The 18,282-nt window shown below is 61.8% G+C and carries 5 protein-coding genes and 1 rRNA gene; 3 read left to right on the top strand and 3 right to left on the bottom strand.

The window, feature by feature from the left end; all coding sequences use genetic code 11:
• Window positions 1-114 precede the first annotated feature (114 nt).
• Window positions 115-230, top strand: a 5S ribosomal RNA gene (rrf, locus tag IFT57_RS26725).
• Between the two features lie 6 nt (window positions 231-236).
• Here the strand turns inward: rrf and IFT57_RS26720 are convergent.
• Window positions 237-929: an FCD domain-containing protein gene (locus IFT57_RS26720; protein WP_192153222.1), complete on the bottom strand. Its 693-nt coding sequence runs from the start codon at window positions 927-929 to the stop codon at window positions 237-239.
• Between the two features lie 229 nt (window positions 930-1,158).
• On the opposite strand from IFT57_RS26720, the gene lapG reads away from it, so the two are divergent.
• Window positions 1,159-1,851, top strand: coding sequence for a cysteine protease LapG (gene lapG / locus IFT57_RS26715; RefSeq protein WP_192153221.1), 693 nt, complete (start codon window positions 1,159-1,161; stop codon window positions 1,849-1,851).
• A gap of 11 nt (window positions 1,852-1,862) precedes the next feature.
• Window positions 1,863-3,815 carry a cyclic di-GMP receptor LapD gene (gene lapD, locus IFT57_RS26710; protein WP_122795820.1) on the top strand — a complete coding sequence of 651 codons (1,953 nt, stop codon included), beginning with the start codon at window positions 1,863-1,865 and terminating at the stop codon, window positions 3,813-3,815.
• 72 nt (window positions 3,816-3,887) lie between these two features.
• Here the strand turns inward: lapD and IFT57_RS26705 are convergent, their stop codons facing one another.
• A complete protein-coding gene (locus IFT57_RS26705) occupies window positions 3,888-4,226 on the bottom strand; it encodes a tryptophan synthase subunit beta (RefSeq protein ID WP_122714730.1) in 339 nt (112 codons plus the stop codon).
• Between the two features lie 121 nt (window positions 4,227-4,347).
• The gene (locus tag IFT57_RS26700) at window positions 4,348-17,655 is read right to left on the bottom strand and encodes a retention module-containing protein (protein ID WP_192153220.1); all 13,308 of its coding nucleotides are present in this window, start codon (window positions 17,653-17,655) and stop codon (window positions 4,348-4,350) included.
• Window positions 17,656-18,282: the final 627 nt, after the last annotated feature.

Below are 18,282 nucleotides of genomic sequence, written 5' to 3'. Positions count from 1 at the left end.
GTCAAGATTGAATTCCGAAACCCCTATCTGCGTAAGCAGGTAGGGGTTTTGTCTATAAGTAGAAGTCCCAATATTTCGCTGAGGTTGGCCACGCCAACCCGGCACACGGAATTTCTTGACGACCATAGAGCATTGGAACCACCTGATCCCATCCCGAACTCAGCAGTGAAACGATGCATCGCCGATGGTAGTGTGGGGTTTCCCCATGTGAGAGNAGCCTCTTTGCAGCCTGTATCTCAAATCGTCGAGCGTTGGGCCAGGTAGCGCTCGATGGCGTCCACGCCGCGCTGCAAGTGCTCTCGCAGCAACTCGACAGCCAGCATCACATCGCGTTGCCTTGCAGCCTGCAACAGGTTGCGGTGATCGTCCTGAGCCATGTTGCGCAGCCCCATGGCTTCCAGATTGAAGCGCAGGAAGCGTTCTTCCTCGATGAGTCCTTCATCTATCAAGTTCAACAACCGGCGGTTATCGGCCTGTGCGTAAAGCGTCCAGTGGAAGGCCCGGTTGAGACGACTGATCTCGACGTAGTCCGATGTCCGTTCCAGGCGTTCGATGCAGTCCTGGGCGAAGGCGAAATCAGGCTCGTCCAGCAAGGGCACCGACAGGCGCAGGGCTTCGCACTCCAGAAGCATGCGCAGGGCGTAGGTTTCCACGGAATCGTGATTGATCAGGGGGGCGACCACCGCGCCCTTGTGATGCACCACCTTGAGCAGACCTTGTGCTTCGAGTTGGCGCAGCGCTTCGCGCACGGGCATTCGACTAACGCCGAACAGGGTGGCGAGTTCTTGCTGCCGGATGGCCATGCCACAGGGTAGGCGCCCGTCATAGATCGCCGCGCGAATCCTTTCTTCGATCACCGAGCGTGCCAAGTGTGCCGGCACCTGTTCACTGCCCAGAATGCTGGCCAGCACAGTGGATTTTTCAGTCACGCCAAACAGCCTCAGTCAATTTGCGCCATCGTGACGTAACCAGTTACACATTGAAAGCTGTCACGTTTGAATAACACCCTCCCAAGCCGGTAGCCAGACGAAGTGCAGTGTTGAAGCGACGAACAGGCTGCACAGGATCACGAGAAAGTGATTTCATCGTGCCATTGTTTTTTGTCATGCGGCCCCGCACCATGGTGGGCTGCAGTGCCTCCCTGGCGGATCGAACACGTTGGTTACACGGCTGAAGTACCTACAGACGGTGCGCTGTCTTGCGATTGCCTTTGCCTTGGCAGGCACGTTGCTGGGCGGGCTTCGCGCCGACTGGGACTTCAATCAGATCAGTCGCCGTGCCGAGGCTCTGTATGGACCATTGGGTGAAGGCGCACAGCGCATTGATGCGTGGCAACGGTTGCTGGCAACCCAGAAGCCGCTGAGCGAGGGCGAGCAGCTGGAAGTGGTGAATCTGTTCTTCAATCATCAACTACGGTATCGAGAGGATCTCGATCTGTGGCGCGAAGTCGATTATTGGGCCACACCGGTGCAGTCGCTGCTCAAGGGCGCCGGCGACTGCGAGGACTACGCAATCGCCAAGTACTTCAGTCTGCGCCACTTGGGCGTTGCCGCCGACAAGCTGCGCATCACTTACGTGAAGGCGTTGCGACAGAACCGTGCGCACATGGTACTCACCTATTACGCCACACCGACGGCCATGCCCCTGGTGCTGGACAGTCTGATGGACCCTATTCTGCCTGCCAGCCAGCGTCAGGACCTGCTGCCGGTCTACGCCTTCAACGGTGAAGGTTTGTGGCTCACCGGCGCTGGTGGCAACAAGAAGGTAGGGGATACCAAGCGCCTGTCGCGTTGGCAGGACGTACTGAAGAAAATGACCGCAGAAGGCTTTCCGGCGAGTCTGGATTATTAAGTGGAGCAACGATGTCTCTGTTCAAACAACTGTTGATCGCGATATGCCTGTTTCTGGTGGTGGCTTTCACTGGCAGCTTCATGGTCAGCCTGGAAAGTTCGCGCACTCAGTACGTCAACCAGCTGCGCTCGCACGCCCAGGATGCGGCCACGGCACTGGCGTTGTCGCTCACGCCCAATATCGATGACCCGGCAATGGTCGAACTGATGGTCAGCTCGATCTTCGACAGCGGCTATTACGCCAGCATTCGCGTGGTCAACCTGGCGGACGACAGTGTCATCGTCGAGCGTGCGGCCGAGCCGGACGGCAGCGGCGTGCCGGCCTGGTTCGTCAAGATGATCAACCTGGCGCCGGCCGGCGGTGACGCGATCGTCAGCCGCGGCTGGGAGCAGGCAGCGCGGGTCGAGGTGGTCAGCCATCCGATGTTTGCCGTGGCCAAGCTGTGGCAGGGCGCGTTGGGCAGCCTGGGCTGGTTGCTGCTGTGCGGCGCGGTCAGTGCCGCGCTGGGTGCACTGTTGTTGCGTCGTCAGCTGAAGCCGCTGGACTACATGGTCGAGCAATCGCACGCCATTGCACGCAGGGAATTTCTCAGCCTGCCGGATCTGCCGCGCACTCCCGAGCTGCGCCGCGTGGTGCAGGCGATGAACCAGATGGTGGAAAAGCTCAAGGCACTGTTCCATGAGCAAACCGTGCGCAGTGAACGGCTGCGTATCGAGTCGTACCAGGACAGTCTGACGGGCCTGGCCAACCGACGCTATTTCGAGATGCAGCTGCACACGCGTGTCAGTAACCTGGAGGAGGCCAGTGCGGGCTATCTGGTGCTGTTGCGCATCAACGATCTGGCAGGCCTCAACCAGCGCCTGGGCGGGCAGCGAACCGATCAGTTGCTGCAGGCAGTGGGACAGCAGTTGCTGCGCACCTGTGCGCGTCACCCTGAGACGCACAACCTGATCACCCGCAGCCGGGGTGGCGAGTTTTCCATACTGGCACCGGGCATGGTGCGCGAAGAGGCACAGCAGCTCGCGCAGGAGCTCGACGCGAACCTGCGCAGTCTGGCTCAGACCGGCGCTACCGATCTGCTGCCGGTGGCTCACCTGGGACTAGCGCCGTACACCCCCGGTGACGACCCGCAGGCATTGCTCAAGCTGGCGGACGAGGCCCTGGCGCAAGCCGAGGGTGCCGGCGAGTGCAATTGGGTGTGTCTGGAGCACATGGCGCTGGCGACCGTGGAGAACGATCACCACGCCTGGCACACGCTGCTGGACGATGCCTTGGCCAAAGGCCGCTTCCAGCTGTACTTCCAGCCGGTGGTGAGCAGCGTGGATACCACGCGTGTGCTACATCACAAGGTGCTGTCACGGCTGATCGACGAGCAGGGCCAGGCGGTCGCCGCTGGGCGGTTCCTGCCTTGGCTGGAACGCTTCGGCTGGTCGGCGCGACTGGATCGGCTGATGCTGGAGCTGGTCCTGGAGCATTTGCGCAAGCACGATGCCACACTCGCCTTGAACCTGTCGGCGGCCACCTTGAACGATCCGCAGGCGTTGGACGGCTTGTTCGAGAGACTGGCGCAGCATCCCGCCCTGGGCCCGCGCCTCACCCTGGAGATAGGCGAGGAACAGATTCCCGAGCAGAACGTGCTGGAGCAGCTCACGCGGCGTTTGCGCAGCCTGGGCTACAGCCTGAGCCTGCAGCGTTTCGGCGGGCGTTTCAGCATGATCGGCAACCTGGCCCACCTGGGCCTTGCTTACCTGAAGATCGACGGCAGCTACATTCGCGCCATCAACGAGGAAAGCCACAAGCGTCTGTTCATCGAAGCCATTCAGCGGGCAGCGCACAGTATCGACTTGCCGCTGATTGCCGAGCGGGTCGAGACGGAAGGGGAGTTGCAGGTGATTCGCGAGATGGGTATTGCCGGCGTGCAAGGACAGCTGGTGGGCGAGCCGCAGCCCTGGAAGCTTGACTAGGGCTGTTGCGCGTGCCTTCGCCTGCCTTCGGACCGTGCCGTTTCAGGCGCGGTGGTGGAGGGGGCGCAGGCTTCAGATCAAGCCGGTTTCGTCGTCGTTGATCAACTGATTCAGGCCGCCAAGTGCTACCCGTGCGCTGGAACGATCCTTGAGTTTGGCCTGAGCCGCCGCCGGTAGATCGGTCACACGGATGATGCCCTTGCTGGTCAGAACCTGGATCAGGTCATCGAGTACCCGAATCATGTCCAGGTCGCTCTGCTTGAGCTGTTTCAGGCTGGTTTCGACCACATCGTTGGCGTACCAAGCCTGTATCTCATGGTGATCGGCCGGCAGGGTTTCTGTGGCTTCGGCATAGGCTGCCGCTTCCACGCGGACCAATGCACCTTGTCGATCGCGTTGCACGTAGAACATCGAAGCGCTCCCATCGAAAAAAACCTGCCGAGACTGCAGGGCAGCCTCGGCAGAGATTACACGGATTCAGAACCAGTGGATGCCACTGGCGGCCAACCCGATGGGCTGGCCGCCGACGGCATCAGTCGTGGTGCTTGACCAGCAGGTCGCCACCGGAGATCAGCGACTTGATGGCATCGGTGCCGCTGCCCCAATGCGCATTGTCGACCTTGATGGTGACGTCTGGCGTGACCGTGGCCGAAGCCGAGGTCATGCCGCCCTTGGTGCTGATCTGCAGGGTCGAGTTGCCGGCCGTGTCGGTGCTCAGCTTCAAGTAGTTCGCCAGGTTGGTTTCGGCATCCGAAGGCAGCAGGTCGGACAGGTCAAGCTTGTCGCCCTCGGCATGGCTGAAGTCCTTGATGGTGTCGGTACCCACGTCACCACTTTTCCACACGAACGTATCCTTGCCGGCACCGCCGAAGAGCACGTCGTTGCCGGCGCCGCCGCGGAGGGTATCATCGCCGCGCTGGCCGTAGATGATGTCGTTGCCATCACCACCGTTGAGGAAGTCGTTGCCCCCCTTGGCGACGGTGAACAGGCCGGCCTGGCCGTCTGAGCTGGCAGCACCGACATTGAACTCGCTGGCGTGCTTGGTGATGTAGTCATGCACCTGCTCGGAGGTAACGGAGCTGGTGTTGGTAACCGACTTCACATACTCGCTCAGCGCCGTCGTGCCCTCGGTGGTCACGCCTGCCTTGGTGAAGGAGATGGTATCGCCGAACAGGATGTCGTGACCCTCGCCGCCGTTGATGGTGTCGCCACCGGCAGTGATGAGGCTGTTTTTCAGTGCCGCAGCGATATTGGTGACGTCGATCTTGCTTTGTACTTCGCCATCGCTGTCGAACTTCTGCAAGGTTGCCACGGTGGCGCTGTTGGCGTTGTTGCCAACACCGATGGCTTCCACGGTCGACACCTTGGCCAAGGCCGCAAAGCCTTCGGCGGAGCCATCGATGACGGCGCTGGTGGTGGTAGAGCCGTTGCCCTGGCGATTGCCGGCAGCGTCGAGGTAGTAGTTCGGTTCGCCGTCGGTGATCAGGTAGCTGAGCTTCACCGCGCCAGTGTTGCTGGTGGCTTCGGTGCCGTTGAACCAGGTCGCTGCCTTGAAGAACGCCGACTCGTAGTTGGTGCCACCGGTTGCCGTGATCGCATTGAGACCCAGGCCTGCCTTGATGGCATCTACCGACATGTTCGGCGTCAGCGTCAGCGTGGCGCCTTGCTTGGAATCCGTGCCGAAGTCGACGATGGTCACCTTGACCGTGCCGCCGCCCAGGTTCTGCGAGAGCTGCTGGATCGCAGTCGCAACCGAGTCCTTCGCACTGGCCAGGGTATCCTTCATGCTGCCCGAGCGATCCAGGATATAGGCGATGTTGTAGCTGGCGCCGTTCTGGGTCTGGGTCGGGGTTACGTCGCCGACGATGATGTCGCGGCCAGTGGTGCCGTCCAGCGTTTCGGTGCCGGCGTTGCCGGTGATCACACTGTAGCTCTGCTGGGTCGCCACGACGTGCACGGTCAGCGTTTGCTCGGCAGCCGATGCAGCCTCGGCACTGCCGTCCTTGGCAGTGGCATTGACCTTCAGGTTGATGTCGCCGACCGGGGCGTTGGCTGCGGTGGTGAGCGTCAGGGCAGACAGGTTCCAGTTGCTGACATCCGCCGTCTGGGCAGTGCTGCTCGCCGTGAAGCTGTGGGTACCGTCGCTGAGGGTGGCACCGGCCTGGATGTTGGAGATCGTCGTGGTCAGGGTTTCGGAGCCGTCACGGTCGACCAGTTCCGAGGAGATCGCTGACAGCGCGATTGCCTTGCCGGCCACGCCGGTGTTGCTGGTGGTGGCCAGCGTGATGTTGTCCAGCAGGCCGCCGAACGAGTTCCTGTCCACCGAAGCGAAGGTCAAGGTCTTGCTGGCGGTGCTGTCTACCGGCAGCTGCAGGCTGTAGTGCACCATGCCCGGTGTGGTGCCGTTGATCACGGCCACGACCTTGTCGCCCCACATGACCTTGATGTCGGAATCGCCTTCATGGCCTTTACGTGGCGAGTAGTCGAAGTCCAGCGTGTAGAGAGAACCGGCCTTGGCGTTGGACACGACGGTATAGAGGTCGCTGATATCGCTTTCGCGGCCTTCCAGTTCGATGACCTTGGTGGTGCTGGCCGTGCCGTTGTAGACGCTGTACGGATTGACCTCGATGTAGTTGCCGGCGTTGTGGGTTTTCCATGCCTCGCCCAGTTGGCTGACCTGAGCGCTGGTAACGGTGTTGGCATCGGCTGCCAGCGACCAGGTGGTTGGGCTGGCAATGCTCAGCAGCGGAGTATCGCTGACGGGCGCCACGGTGACGTTCAAGGTGCTCACGGCACCGGTATCGGTGGTGTAGGTGACCGTCGGCAGGCTGCCGCTCCAGTTCTCGTAGGCCTTGACCGGGGTGTAGGTGTAGCTGCCATCGGTGGCGATGGTCAGGTTGCCGACCGTTACCGACTGGTTGCCGACGGTTGCGGTGACCGGCGCCGAGGCATGGCCGCTGGCGTCCATCGCGTAGCTGGTGCCGCCGATGCTGAACTTGGCCACGGTCAGGCTGTTGTCGCCGTCGCGATCATTGGTCAGCACGTTGCCGTTCAGCGTGACGCCTTCATCGACCGTGGCGGTATCGACCACCAAGTTGTTGTCGATAATGTTGATGGCGACACTGGCGTGGGCCGGATCCGTGGTTAGGCTCTGGAAGTTGCCACCGGTGACCGAGTCGATGGTCACCACCAGCTGTTCGGTGCCTTCGCGCAGTTGATCGCTCAGGGCGCTGATGGGAAAGGTCGCGGAGGACTTGTCGGCGTCGATGACCACGGTGGTCTGACCCTGGAAGTCGGCGCCGTTGGCGGCCTTGCCCGAGTAGTTCAGAGTGACGGTGACCTGGCTCTTGGTTTCGTTGCTCAGGGTCAGGGTGTAGATCGCCGACTGACCTTCGATGATCCGCTCGGCACCGGTGATACCAATGGTGGTCTGTGGACCGGTCACGGTGGTGCTGGCTGAGGCATCCTTGTACTGCAGATTTTCGAAGTTGCCGTCGATCAGCTTGCCATCGGCAGCGCTGGCGATGCCGGCAATGGCAACGGTCAGGATGCCGGCGCGCGATGCATCGTTGCCCACCGTGTAGTTGACGAAGCCTTGCTTGGCATTGGCGGCGATGTCGATGGTCTGGCCGTTCGACAGTACCAGTTTCAATGCCTTGTCGGCGGCATGGTCGAGCGTGGCGGTGTAGGTGATGACGCCGCCGTCGTTGACCGCCGAGGTGGCGTTCAAGGTGACCTTGGTGGTGTCGATGGTGTCGTTGACCAGCACATTGACCGGGGTGGTGCCTGGGACCAGCGTGACGTCGCCGCCACCGGTCACGTTCTGGATAGTGCGGCTGACCGAGTCGGCATCCTTGTAGACGTCATCCAGCGGCGCAGCGACCGTGATGGCGCTTGCCGAGGCACCTTTGGCAATGCTGATGCTGTCGCCATTGCCGATGTCGACCCGAACGGTTTCCAGCGCGTTGACGGCATTGCCGTGCAGGTCGGTCAGGGTCGCGGTGTATTTAATCACACCGCCTTCGACTGCCTGCGGTTCGGCGGACAGGGTCACGACGACTGCCGGCTTGACCGCCAGCATGCTGTTGGCTACCACCGAAGTCGCGCCGTTCACGCCATTGCTCTGCACGCCAGTATCGGTCACTTCGACCGACACCTGGCGCACGGTGCTTTCCGGATGCTCGCCGGTCGCCTGGAACTTGATCGAGTTGATCAGCTCCTGATACGCGGCACGGCTGGCCATGCCTTCCAGGGTGATGGTCATGGTGCCATCGCTGGCAACGCCACCGACCTTGTAGCCAATGCCTTGGGCAGTGGTGCCATTGCCGGTTTCGAACGCCGAGCTCAGGGTGTCACCGGCCATGGTGTTCTGAATGACGATCTTCGCGCCCTGCAGTTGATCGCCGGCGCTGTTGTCCTTGTCGCTGATGCTCAGGCCCGAGACCAGGTTGACCGATTCTGCCGAGCCTTCGTTGAAGACTACCTGCTCGTCCATGACCACCACTGGCGCGGTGTTCACGGCGTCGACGATGACGTCGAGCGGCTGGGTGACCGACGCAGGGTTGGCCAGGTCAGCGTTCTCGGTGGCGATGGCCTTGACTGTCAGGGCCAGAGTGCCGGTGAAGTCGGTCGGCGGCGTGATGGTGAGGGTCTTCAGATCCCACTGGGTGATATCGGCCGTGCCGTTGCCACCGGCTTCGGACACATAGCTATGGTTGGCACCGTCGCGCAGCACCGCGCCTTCCGGGATACCGCTGATCTGCAGCACGTGCTGCTCGGATTTATCGGCAGTGTCTCCGAAAGTCACGTTGATGGTGCTCAACTGGATCGCAGTGTTTTCGGCACCGTGGTTCAGTTCGTAGCCGGCGTAGTAACCGTCGCCATTGGCGTCGACGTGCGAGGTGACGTTGATGCCCTGGTTCACCAGGTCGGCGATGTCGGTGTACAGCGGCACACCGCTCTCACCGATCGAGGTCGCAGGACCCTGGTCGACCGAGAGGTTCAGGTCATAGAAACCTGGACCGTTCTGGTTGTGATGGTACAGGTCGAGGCTGTAGTAGCCGGTTTCAGCGGGGGTGATGCTGCCGCTGAAATCGCCCGAGGTCGGGTCGACACCGGCACCCCAATGGGCAGTGCCCAGGTCCTTGCCGCCAACGTTGATCAACAGACCGTCGTCGGCTTTGCCGCTGAAGGTGTAGGTCTTGCCGGCTTCGAGGAAGATCAGGCCGGTGACCTTGGTCCCGGTGCCCTGCACGATGTTGCTGTCACCGACATCGGCGATGACCACGCCCGGACGGCTGCCCGCTGCTTCGATGGTCGATTTGATCTGTGCAGGATCGGCGCCCTCGCCGGTCGTGCCCAGGCCCTGCAGGTCGGTGTAGGTGTACTTGATCAGCCCGGTCGGAACGACGTAGTCCGGAGTCAGGCTCAGGATCGGCGCGTCGGCCACCGGCGCAATGTCGATGGTGACGGTACCCGGCTTGCCCACCAGGGCATCGACCGTCGGAGTGAACGTGAAGCTGGCGTAGTCGCTGCGCTGATCACCGGTGCCAGCGTTGCTGTAGGCATCGCTGCCCGACTCGTCGGCTACCGGGACAAAGCGCAGTGCGCCATTGTCGATCTGGGCCTTGCTGAAGGTGGTGCCCACGTCGGCCTGGGTCAGGTCTCTCCACTCGCCATTGTCGTTTTTGAGTTGCAGCGAACCGTTGACCGGCAGGCTGGTGAACTTGATGCCCAGGTCGAGACCGGGGTTGGCCGTCGGCTGGATGTTGAACGAGGCCCAGTTCAGCGCCACGGCGGTGTCTTCGGTGCCGCTGAGCTTGTTGCCCGCCACGCCGTTGTTGTCGCCATTGTCGCCGACCACCGGAGCATCGTTGTCGATGATGGTGGTGTTGACACTGGCGGCCTGCGGGTTGACCACCAGGCTTTCGAAGTTGTCGCCGGTCGGCGTGGCGATGGTCACCACGACGTTCTCGCGACCTTCGACCAGGCTGTCATCGACGATGGGCAACTGGAACTGGACGCTGGTCTGGCCCTTCGGAATGGTCACGGTGATGCTGTCCTGACCTTGGTAATCGGCACGTGTCGCGCTGCCGCCGTAGGTCAGGTTCAGGGTCACCTGGGTGTCGGTGTTGGTCGGGTTGCTCAAGGTCAGGGTGTAGACGGCCGACTGGCCTTCGGTGGCCGACGCATCGCCGGTCAGGCCGATGGTGGTCACGTCAATGCTATCGCCGACCGGGGTCACGACCGGAGTGGTGTTCGGGGTCAGTTGCTCGTAGGTACCGCCGGTGGCGCCAGTGATCGTCGTGGAGATCGAGTCGGCGCCTTTGTACACATCGTTGCCAACCACGTAGGACACCGAACCCGACGTCTGACCCACGGGAATGGTGATGGTCTGGTTGTTCGACAGCATCACGACAACCGGTGTGCCGGTGACGGTGTCACCTACGGTCGCGGTGTAGACGATGGTGCCGTTTTCCAGCACACCGCCTGCAGGCGTTTGTGCCGTGAGTACGACATTGGTGATGTCGGTCACCGGGTCGACAATGACGTTCAACGGCTGGCTGACCGACGCTGGATTGGCCACATCGGCGCTTTCGGTGGCAGTGGCCGTAACGGTCAAGGCCAGAGTGCCGTTGTAGTTGGCCGGTGGGGTGATGCTCAGGGTTTTCAGGTCCCAGCCAGTGATGTCGGCTGTACCGGTGCCGCCGTCGTTGGAAAGGTAGCTGTGGTTGGCGCCGTCACGCAGCACTGCGCCCACGGGGATGCCGCTGATCTGCAGCACGTGTTGTTCGGAGCCGTCACGCGTGTCGCCGAACGAGACGTTGATGGTACTCAGCTGGATCGTGGTGTCTTCGGCGCCGTGGTTCAGCTCGTAGCCGGCGTAGTAGCCGTCACCGTTGCCATCAACGTGCGGGGTGACATTGATACCCTGGTTTTTCAGATCGGCGATGTCGGTGTACAGCGGCACGCCGCTCTGACCGATCGAGGTCGCAGGACCTTGGTCGACCGACAGGTTCAGGTCGTAGAAGCCTGGACCGTTCTGGTTGTGATGGTACAGGTCGAGGCTGTAGTAGCCGGTTTCAGCGGGCGTGATGCTGCCGCTGAAATCGCCCGAGGTCGGGTCGATGCCTGCACCCCAATGGGCGGTGCCCAGGTCCTTGCCGCCAACGTTGATCAGCAGGCCGTCGTCGGCCTTGCCGCTGAAGGTGTAGGTCTTGCCGGCTTCGAGGAAGATCAGGCCGGTGACCTTGGTCCCGGTGCCTTGCACGATGTTGGTGTCGCCGACATCGGCGATGACCACGCCGTCAGGCCGGTTGGCGGCTTCGATGGTGGACTTAATGCGAGCAGGATCGGCGCCTTCGCCGGTCGTGCCCAGGCCCTGCAGGTCGGTGTAGGTGTACTTGATCAGACCGGTCGGAACGACGTAGCCCGGGGTCAGGCTGAGGAGCGGTGCGTCGGCCACCGGCGCGATGTCGATGGTGACGGTGCCCGGCTTGCCCACCAGGGCATCGACCGTCGGGGTAAAAGTGAAGCTGGCGTAGTCGCTGCGTTGATCACCGGTACCGGTGTTGTTGTAGGCATCGCTGCCCGACTCGTCGGCTACCGGGACAAAGCGCAGTGCGCCGTTGTCGATCTGGGCCTTGGTGAAGGTGGTGCCCACGTCGGCCTGGGTCAGATCTCTCCACTCGCCATTGTCGTTTTGGAGTTGCAGCGAACCGTTGACCGGCAGGCTGGTGAACTTGATGCCCAGGTCGAGACCGGGGTTGGCCGTCGGCTGGATGTTGAACGAGGCCCAGTTCAGCGCCACGGCGGTGTCTTCGGTGCCGCTGAGCTTGTTGCCGGCCACACCATTGTTATCGCCGTTGTCGCCGACCACCGGAGCATCGTTGTCGATGATGGCGGTATTGACGCTGGCGGCCTGCGGGTTGACGACCAGGCTTTCGAAGTTGTCGCCGGTCGGCGTGGCGATGGTCACCACGACGTTCTCGCGACCTTCGACCAGGCTGTCATCGACGATGGGCAACTGGAACTGGACGCTGGTCTGGCCCTTCGGAATGGTCACGGTGATGCTGTCCTGACCTTGGTAATCGGCACGTGTCGCGCTGCCGCCGTAGGTCAGGTTCAGGGTCACCTGGGTGTCGGTGTTGGTCGGGTTGCTCAGGGTCAGGGTGTAGACGGCCGACTGGCCTTCGGTAGCCGACGCATCGCCAGTCAGGCCGATGGTGGTCACGTCGATGCTGTCGCCGACCGGGGTCACGACCGGAGTGGTGTTCGGGGTCAGTTGCTCGTAGGTGCCGCCGGTGGCGCCAGTGATTGCAGTGCTGACGGTATCAGCGCCCTTGTAGACATCGTTGCCGATGACATAGGACACCGAACCGCTGGTGGCGCCGACGGCAATGGTGATTACCTGGCTGTTGGACAGGGTGACCACCACAGGTGCGCCGGTCACCGGCGAATCGACGGTGGCGGTGTAGACGATGGTGCCGTTCTCGACCGCGCCGCCCGCTGGAACCTCGGCAGTGAGGACCACGTTGGTCACGTCGGTGACCGGGTCCACAATAACGTTCAATTGCTGGCTGACCGACGCCGGGTTCGCCGGGTCGGCGTTTTCAGTGGCGATGGCGGTGACGGTCAGGGCCACGGTGCCGTTGAAATCGGTCGGTGGGGTGAACGTCAGGGAGGTCAGATCCCAGTCGGTGATGTTGGCCGTGCCGTTGCCGCCAGCTTGGGCCGTGTAGGTGTGGCCAACGGCGTCACGCAGTTCTGCTCCGACCGGAATGCCGCTGATCTGCAGAACGTGCTGCTCGGAACCGTCGCGCACATCGCCGAAGGAAACAACGATGGAGCTCAGCTGGATCGCGGTGTCTTCGGCGCCGTGGTTCAGTTCGTAGCCGGCATAGTAGCCATCGCCATTGGCGTCGACGTGCGGAACCACATCGATACCTTGCTTGATGATGTCGCTGATATCGCTGTAGACCGGCACGCCGCTCTGGCCGATCGAGGTCGCAGGACCTTGGTCGACCGAGAGGTTCAGGCCGTAGAACCCTGGGCCGTTCTGGTTGTAGTGGTACAGGTCGATGCTGTAGTAGCCGGTTTCGGTCGGCGTGATGCTGCCGCTGTAGTCGCCCGAGGTCGGGTCGATACCTGCGCCCCAGTGAGCGCCGTCCAGGTCCTTGCCGCCGACATTGATCAGCAGGCCGTCATCGGCCTTGCCGCTGAAGGTGTAGACCTTGCCGGCTTCGAGGAAGATCAGGCCGGTGACCTTGGTCCCGGTGCCCTGCACGATGTTGGCGTCGCCCACATCGGAAATGATCACGCCCGGACGGCTGCCGGCCGCTTCGATGGTGGACTTGATCAGCGCAGGATCAGCGCCTTCGCCGTTGGTGCCCAGGCCCTGCAAGTCGGTGTAGGTGTACTTGATCAGACCCGAGATGCCTTGGGCCACGGACAGCACAGGGACGTCAGCCACCGGCTTGATGTCGATGACCATGGTGCCCGGCTTGCCCACCAGGGCATCGACCGTCGGGGTGAAGGTGAAGTTGGCGTAATCGCTGCGCTGGTCGCCTGTGCCACCGTTGTTGTAGGCGTCGCTGCCCGACTCGTCGGCTACCGGGACAAAACGCAGTGCGCCGGTGTCGATCTGGGCCTTGCTGAAGGTGGTGCCCAGATCGGCCTGGGTCAGGTCTCTCCAGCCCGTGCCGTCGTTGAACTGCAGCGAGCCGTTCGCCGGCAGGCTGGTGAACTTGATGCCCAGGTCGAGGCCAGGGTTGGCGGTCGGCTGGATGTTGAACGAGGCCCAGTCCAGTGCCAGTACGGTGTCTTCGGTGCCCGTCAGTTTGTTGCCTGGAACGCCGTCGTTGTCACCCACCACCGGAGCATCGTTGTCGATGATCGTGGTGTCGACGCTGGACGCCTGGGGATCGACCACCAGGCTCTCGAAGTTGTCGCCGGTCGGCGTGGCGATGGTCACCACAACGTTCTCGCGACCTTCCACCAGGCTGTCATCGAGAATCGGCAGCTGGAATTGCACGCTGGTTTGGCCGCGCGGGATGGTCACGGTGATCGTATCCGGACCTTGGAAGTCGCTGCGCGAAGCAGTGCCGCCGTAGCTCAGGTTCAGGGTGATCTGCGTGTCGACATTGGTCGGGTTGCTCAATGTCAGGGTATAGGTCGCCGACTGGCCTTCGGTGACCGACGCATCGCCGGTGAGGCCAATGGTGGTGACATCGATGATATCGCCAACCGGGGTTACGACTGGCGTGGTGATCGGGGTCAGCTGTTCGAAGTTGCCACCGGTCACGCCAGTAATGGCAGTGCTGATCGTGTCGGCGCCTATGTAGACGTCATTGCCCAGCGCGAAGGAAACAGTGCCGCTGGTTTCGCCGACGGCGATGGTGATGGTCTGGCTGTTCGACAGGGTTACGACAACCGGCGAACCGGTGACAGGCGCGCCGACGGTGGCGGTGTAGAAGATAGTGCCGTTTTCCAATGCGCCGCCCGCAGGGACGGTAGCGGTGAGCACGACGTTGGTCACGTCGATGCTGTCGCCCACTGGCGTCACGACTGGAGTGGTGATCGGGGTCAGCTGTTCGAAGTTGCCGCCGGTTACACCGGTGATCGCGGTGCTGATGGTGTCAGCGCCGTTGTAGACGTCATTACTCAGGGGGAAAGAAACCGTGCCGCTAGTTTCACCCACACCGATGGTGATGGTCTGGTTGTTCGACAGGGTCACGACGACAGGTGAACCAGTGACAGGCGCGCCCACGGTGGCGGTGTAGAGAATGGTGCCGTTTTCCAACGCGCCGCCCGCAGGGACAGTGGCGGTGAGCACGACGTTGGTGACGTCGATGCTGTCGCCGACTGGCGTCACTACCGGAGTGGTGATCGGGGTCAGCTGTTCGAAGTTACCGCCAGTCACACCGGTGATGGCTGTGGAAACAGTGTCCGCACCGTTGTAGACGTCGTTGCCCAACGGGAAGGACACCGAACCGCTGGTTTCACCGACGGCGATGGTGATGACCTGGCTGTTCGACAGGGTCACGACAACGGGCGAACCGGTAACAGGCGCGCCGACGGTGGCGGTGTAGAGAATGGTGCCGTTTTCCAGGGCGCCGCCCGCAGGGACGGTGGCGGTCAGTACAACGTTGGTGACGTCGATGCTATCGCCTACAGGCGTCACGACCGGAGTGGTGTTCGGGGTGAGCTGTTCGAAGTTGCCACCGGTTACGCCGGTGATGGCAGTGCTAACGGTGTCAGCGCCGTTGTAGACATCGTTGCCCAGAGGGAAGGAAACGGTGCCGCTGGTTTCGCCCACACCGATGGTGATGATCTGGCTGTTCGACAAGGTCACGACGACAGGCGAGCCAGTCACTGGCGCGCCGACGGTGGCGGTGTAGAGGATGGTGCCGTTTTCCAGGGCGCCGCCTGCAGGAACGGTGGCGGTCAGCACGACGTTGGTGACGTCGATGCTGTCGCCCACTGGGGTCACGACCGGAGTGGTAATCGGGGTCAGCTGTTCGAAATTACCGCCAGTCACGCCAGTAATGGCAGTGCTGATCGTGTCCGCACCGTTGTAGACGTCATTGCCCAACGCGAAAGAAACCGTGCCGCTGGTTTCACCCACACCGATGGTAATGATCTGACTGTTCGACAAGGTCACGACAACCGGCGAGCCAGTCACTGGCGCGCCGACGGTGGCGGTGTAGAGGATGGTGCCGTTTTCCAACGCGCCGCCCGCGGGGACAGTGGCGGTCAGTACAACGTTGGTGACGTCGATGCTGTCGCCGACTGGAGTCACGACCGGCGTGGTGTTCGGGGTGAGCTGTTCGAAGTCACCACCGGTTACGCCGGTGATGGCAGTGCTAACGGTGTCAGCGCCGTTGTAGACGTCGTTGCTCAGAGGGAAAGAAACCGTGCCGCTGGTTTCGCCCACACCGATGGTGATGATCTGGCTGTTCGACAAGGTCACGACGACAGGCGAGCCAGTCACTGGCGCGCCGACGGTGGCGGTGTAGAGGATGGTGCCGTTTTCCAGGGCGCCGCCTGCAGGAACGGTGGCGGTCAGCACGACGTTGGTGACGTCGATGCTGTCGCCCACTGGGGTCACGACCGGAGTGGTAATCGGGGTCAGCTGTTCGAAATTACCGCCAGTCACGCCAGTAATGGCAGTGCTGATCGTGTCCGCACCGTTGTAGACGTCATTGCCCAACGCGAAAGAAACCGTGCCGCTGGTTTCACCCACACCGATGGTGATGGTCTGGTTGTTCGACAGGGTAACTACAACCGGGGAACCAGTCACTGGCGCACCGACGGTGGCGGTGTAGACGATGGTGCCGTTTTCCAGAGCACCACCGGCAGGGACGGTAGCGGTCAGCACGACGTTGGTCACGTCGATGCTATCGCCGACTGGCGTTACTACCGGAGTGGTGTTCGGAGTCAGTTGCTCATAGTTGCCACCGGTTACGCCGGTGATCGCGGTACTGACGGTGTCAGCGCCGTTGTAGACATCGTTGCCCAGAGGGAAAGAAACCGAACCGCTGGTTTCACCCACGCCGATGGTGATGGTCTGGTTGTTCGACAGGGTCACGACGACTGGGGAACCCGTTACAGGCGCACCGATAGTGGCGGTGTAAACGATGGTGCCGCTTTCAACGGCGCCACCGGCAGGGGTGGTCGCGGTCAGCACTACGGTTGTCGTGTCGATCGAGTCGACGATGTTGACCACCGCAGGCGTCGTGCTTGGCACCAGGCTTTCGAAGTTGCCGCCGGTAGCACCGGTGATCGTGGTGTTGATGGTCGTCGGGTTGTTGTAGACGTCATTGGCCGGAGCGGCGACATCGACCGACCCCGAAGACTGACCTGCCGGGATGGTGATGGTGGAGCCGTTGGAAAGGGTCACGGTCACCGGCGTCTGCGCCGGGTTGGTGAGCACGGCGGTGTAGGTGATGGTGGTGCCTTCGGTGACCGGGTTGTTGCCCACGGTCAGGGTCACGGTGGTGACGTCGATGGTGTCGTCGACACGGGTAACGGCTGGGGTCGGGTCGGTAGTGACCACCAGATCGCCACCGCCCGTGGTGCCGGTGACCACCACGGAAATCTGCGACGGGTCGATATACGGCGTGTTGGTGTCCGGTACGGTGACGTTGACCGCGCCCGTGGTCTGGCCTGCGGGAATGAGCACCGACTGGCCGTTGGACAGGGTGACGGTCAGGTCGCTGGACGGCGCCTGGGTCAGGGTGGCGGTGTAGGTGATCACGCCGCCGGCTTCGGTGATGGCGGTTGTCGCGGTCACGGTCAGCGTAGCGGTGCGCAGGACTGGCCCGTCGGCATCGGTGTCAGCGTTGATCGGGTTGGTATCGCCCACGATCTCCCGCGCGTTGGGGCCTGCAGCACCGTTCGGGCCTTCGGTGGGATAGCCCACGGTCGGATCGACTTCGCCTGCGGTTTCACTGAGCAATACGAAACTGTGACTGCCGCCGCCATCACCGCCGGTGTCGTTGGCGCCGGGGCCTGCAGCGGTGGCTTCGAGATCCTGGGTAGGGTCGGCGCCGGCCGCGATGGCCTGCTGCAATTCCGCTACCGAAGGGGCCGCCTGGGCAGTGGCCGCGCTCAGATCAGTGCTGGAGTCCGGGGTGTTGGCGCTCCATTGCGTCTCGCGCCCCAGATCGATAGTGCGGCCGTCAGCCAGCTCCAGCGTAACGGCACCCGCCGCGCCGGTAACCACTTGCTCCCCGGCGAACAGACGATCCCCTTCGATGAGCACACGGCGAATCCCCTCTGGGGATACTGCGAACACTTGGCCAACAATGCTTTTGACGATGGCAACAACACTGCTCATGTAGGGGACTCTCCGGGGGTGACCATTCGTTGGTACGGTGCCTGAACATCACCAGAGACGGCGACGGGCATTCGGTACATTTTTATGCTGTAATATTGACGCCAACTAATTGTCTAAAAGCCGCAGAAATGAACTTTCTGACAATGTATTGACCTATTTGGCGCCATCCTAAACAATCCATTGTGTAATGTCACATTGATATTTCTCGGCTATGCAAAACGCTTCAACAGGGTGAGTTCATTGACGTCAAGACGACTGCGACTGACGTTTTTTGCAGATGGATGTGACAAAAAAAGTCGCTTGTGAGATATCGCAGGCAATGGCACGAGAGATGTTCTCGCGACCAGATCCAGTCAGAGGCTGCACGTAGCACGAATCCTGCCAGGCACAGAGCGGGCGCCGCGTAGCTTGTGCATGCGCACGCTGATAAGCCTGAGCCTATGGTGCAAGTCGTGGATGTGAAACGCATTTGGGCAAGTCATCGATAAATGCCGCACTGATAGTGCCGACCGATGGACAAACATCGTATTGGAAAGTTCGTAATACTTAGTGTGCAAGTAATAACGGTTAACTCTTTGTGTTTGTTGAAGAAAATCTCTGAATGACACTCGGAGTAGCGAATGCTGA

Source organism: Pseudomonas sp. CFBP 13719, from assembly GCF_014842095.1.
Lineage (GTDB): Bacteria > Pseudomonadota > Gammaproteobacteria > Pseudomonadales > Pseudomonadaceae > Aquipseudomonas.
Note: the sequence above shows the minus strand (reverse complement) of the source record. Positions and strands in the feature narration are given on the sequence as shown.

Excerpts from the sequence above, each read along its gene's own strand:
- lapD (WP_122795820.1), top strand. The coding sequence starts at position 1,863 with ATGTCTCTGTTCAAACAACTGTTGATCGCGATATGCCTGTTTCTGGTG.
- IFT57_RS26705 (WP_122714730.1), bottom strand. The coding sequence starts at position 4,226 with ATGTTCTACGTGCAACGCGATCGACAAGGTGCATTGGTCCGCGTGGAA.
- IFT57_RS26700 (WP_192153220.1), bottom strand. The coding sequence starts at position 17,655 with ATGAGCAGTGTTGTTGCCATCGTCAAAAGCATTGTTGGCCAAGTGTTC.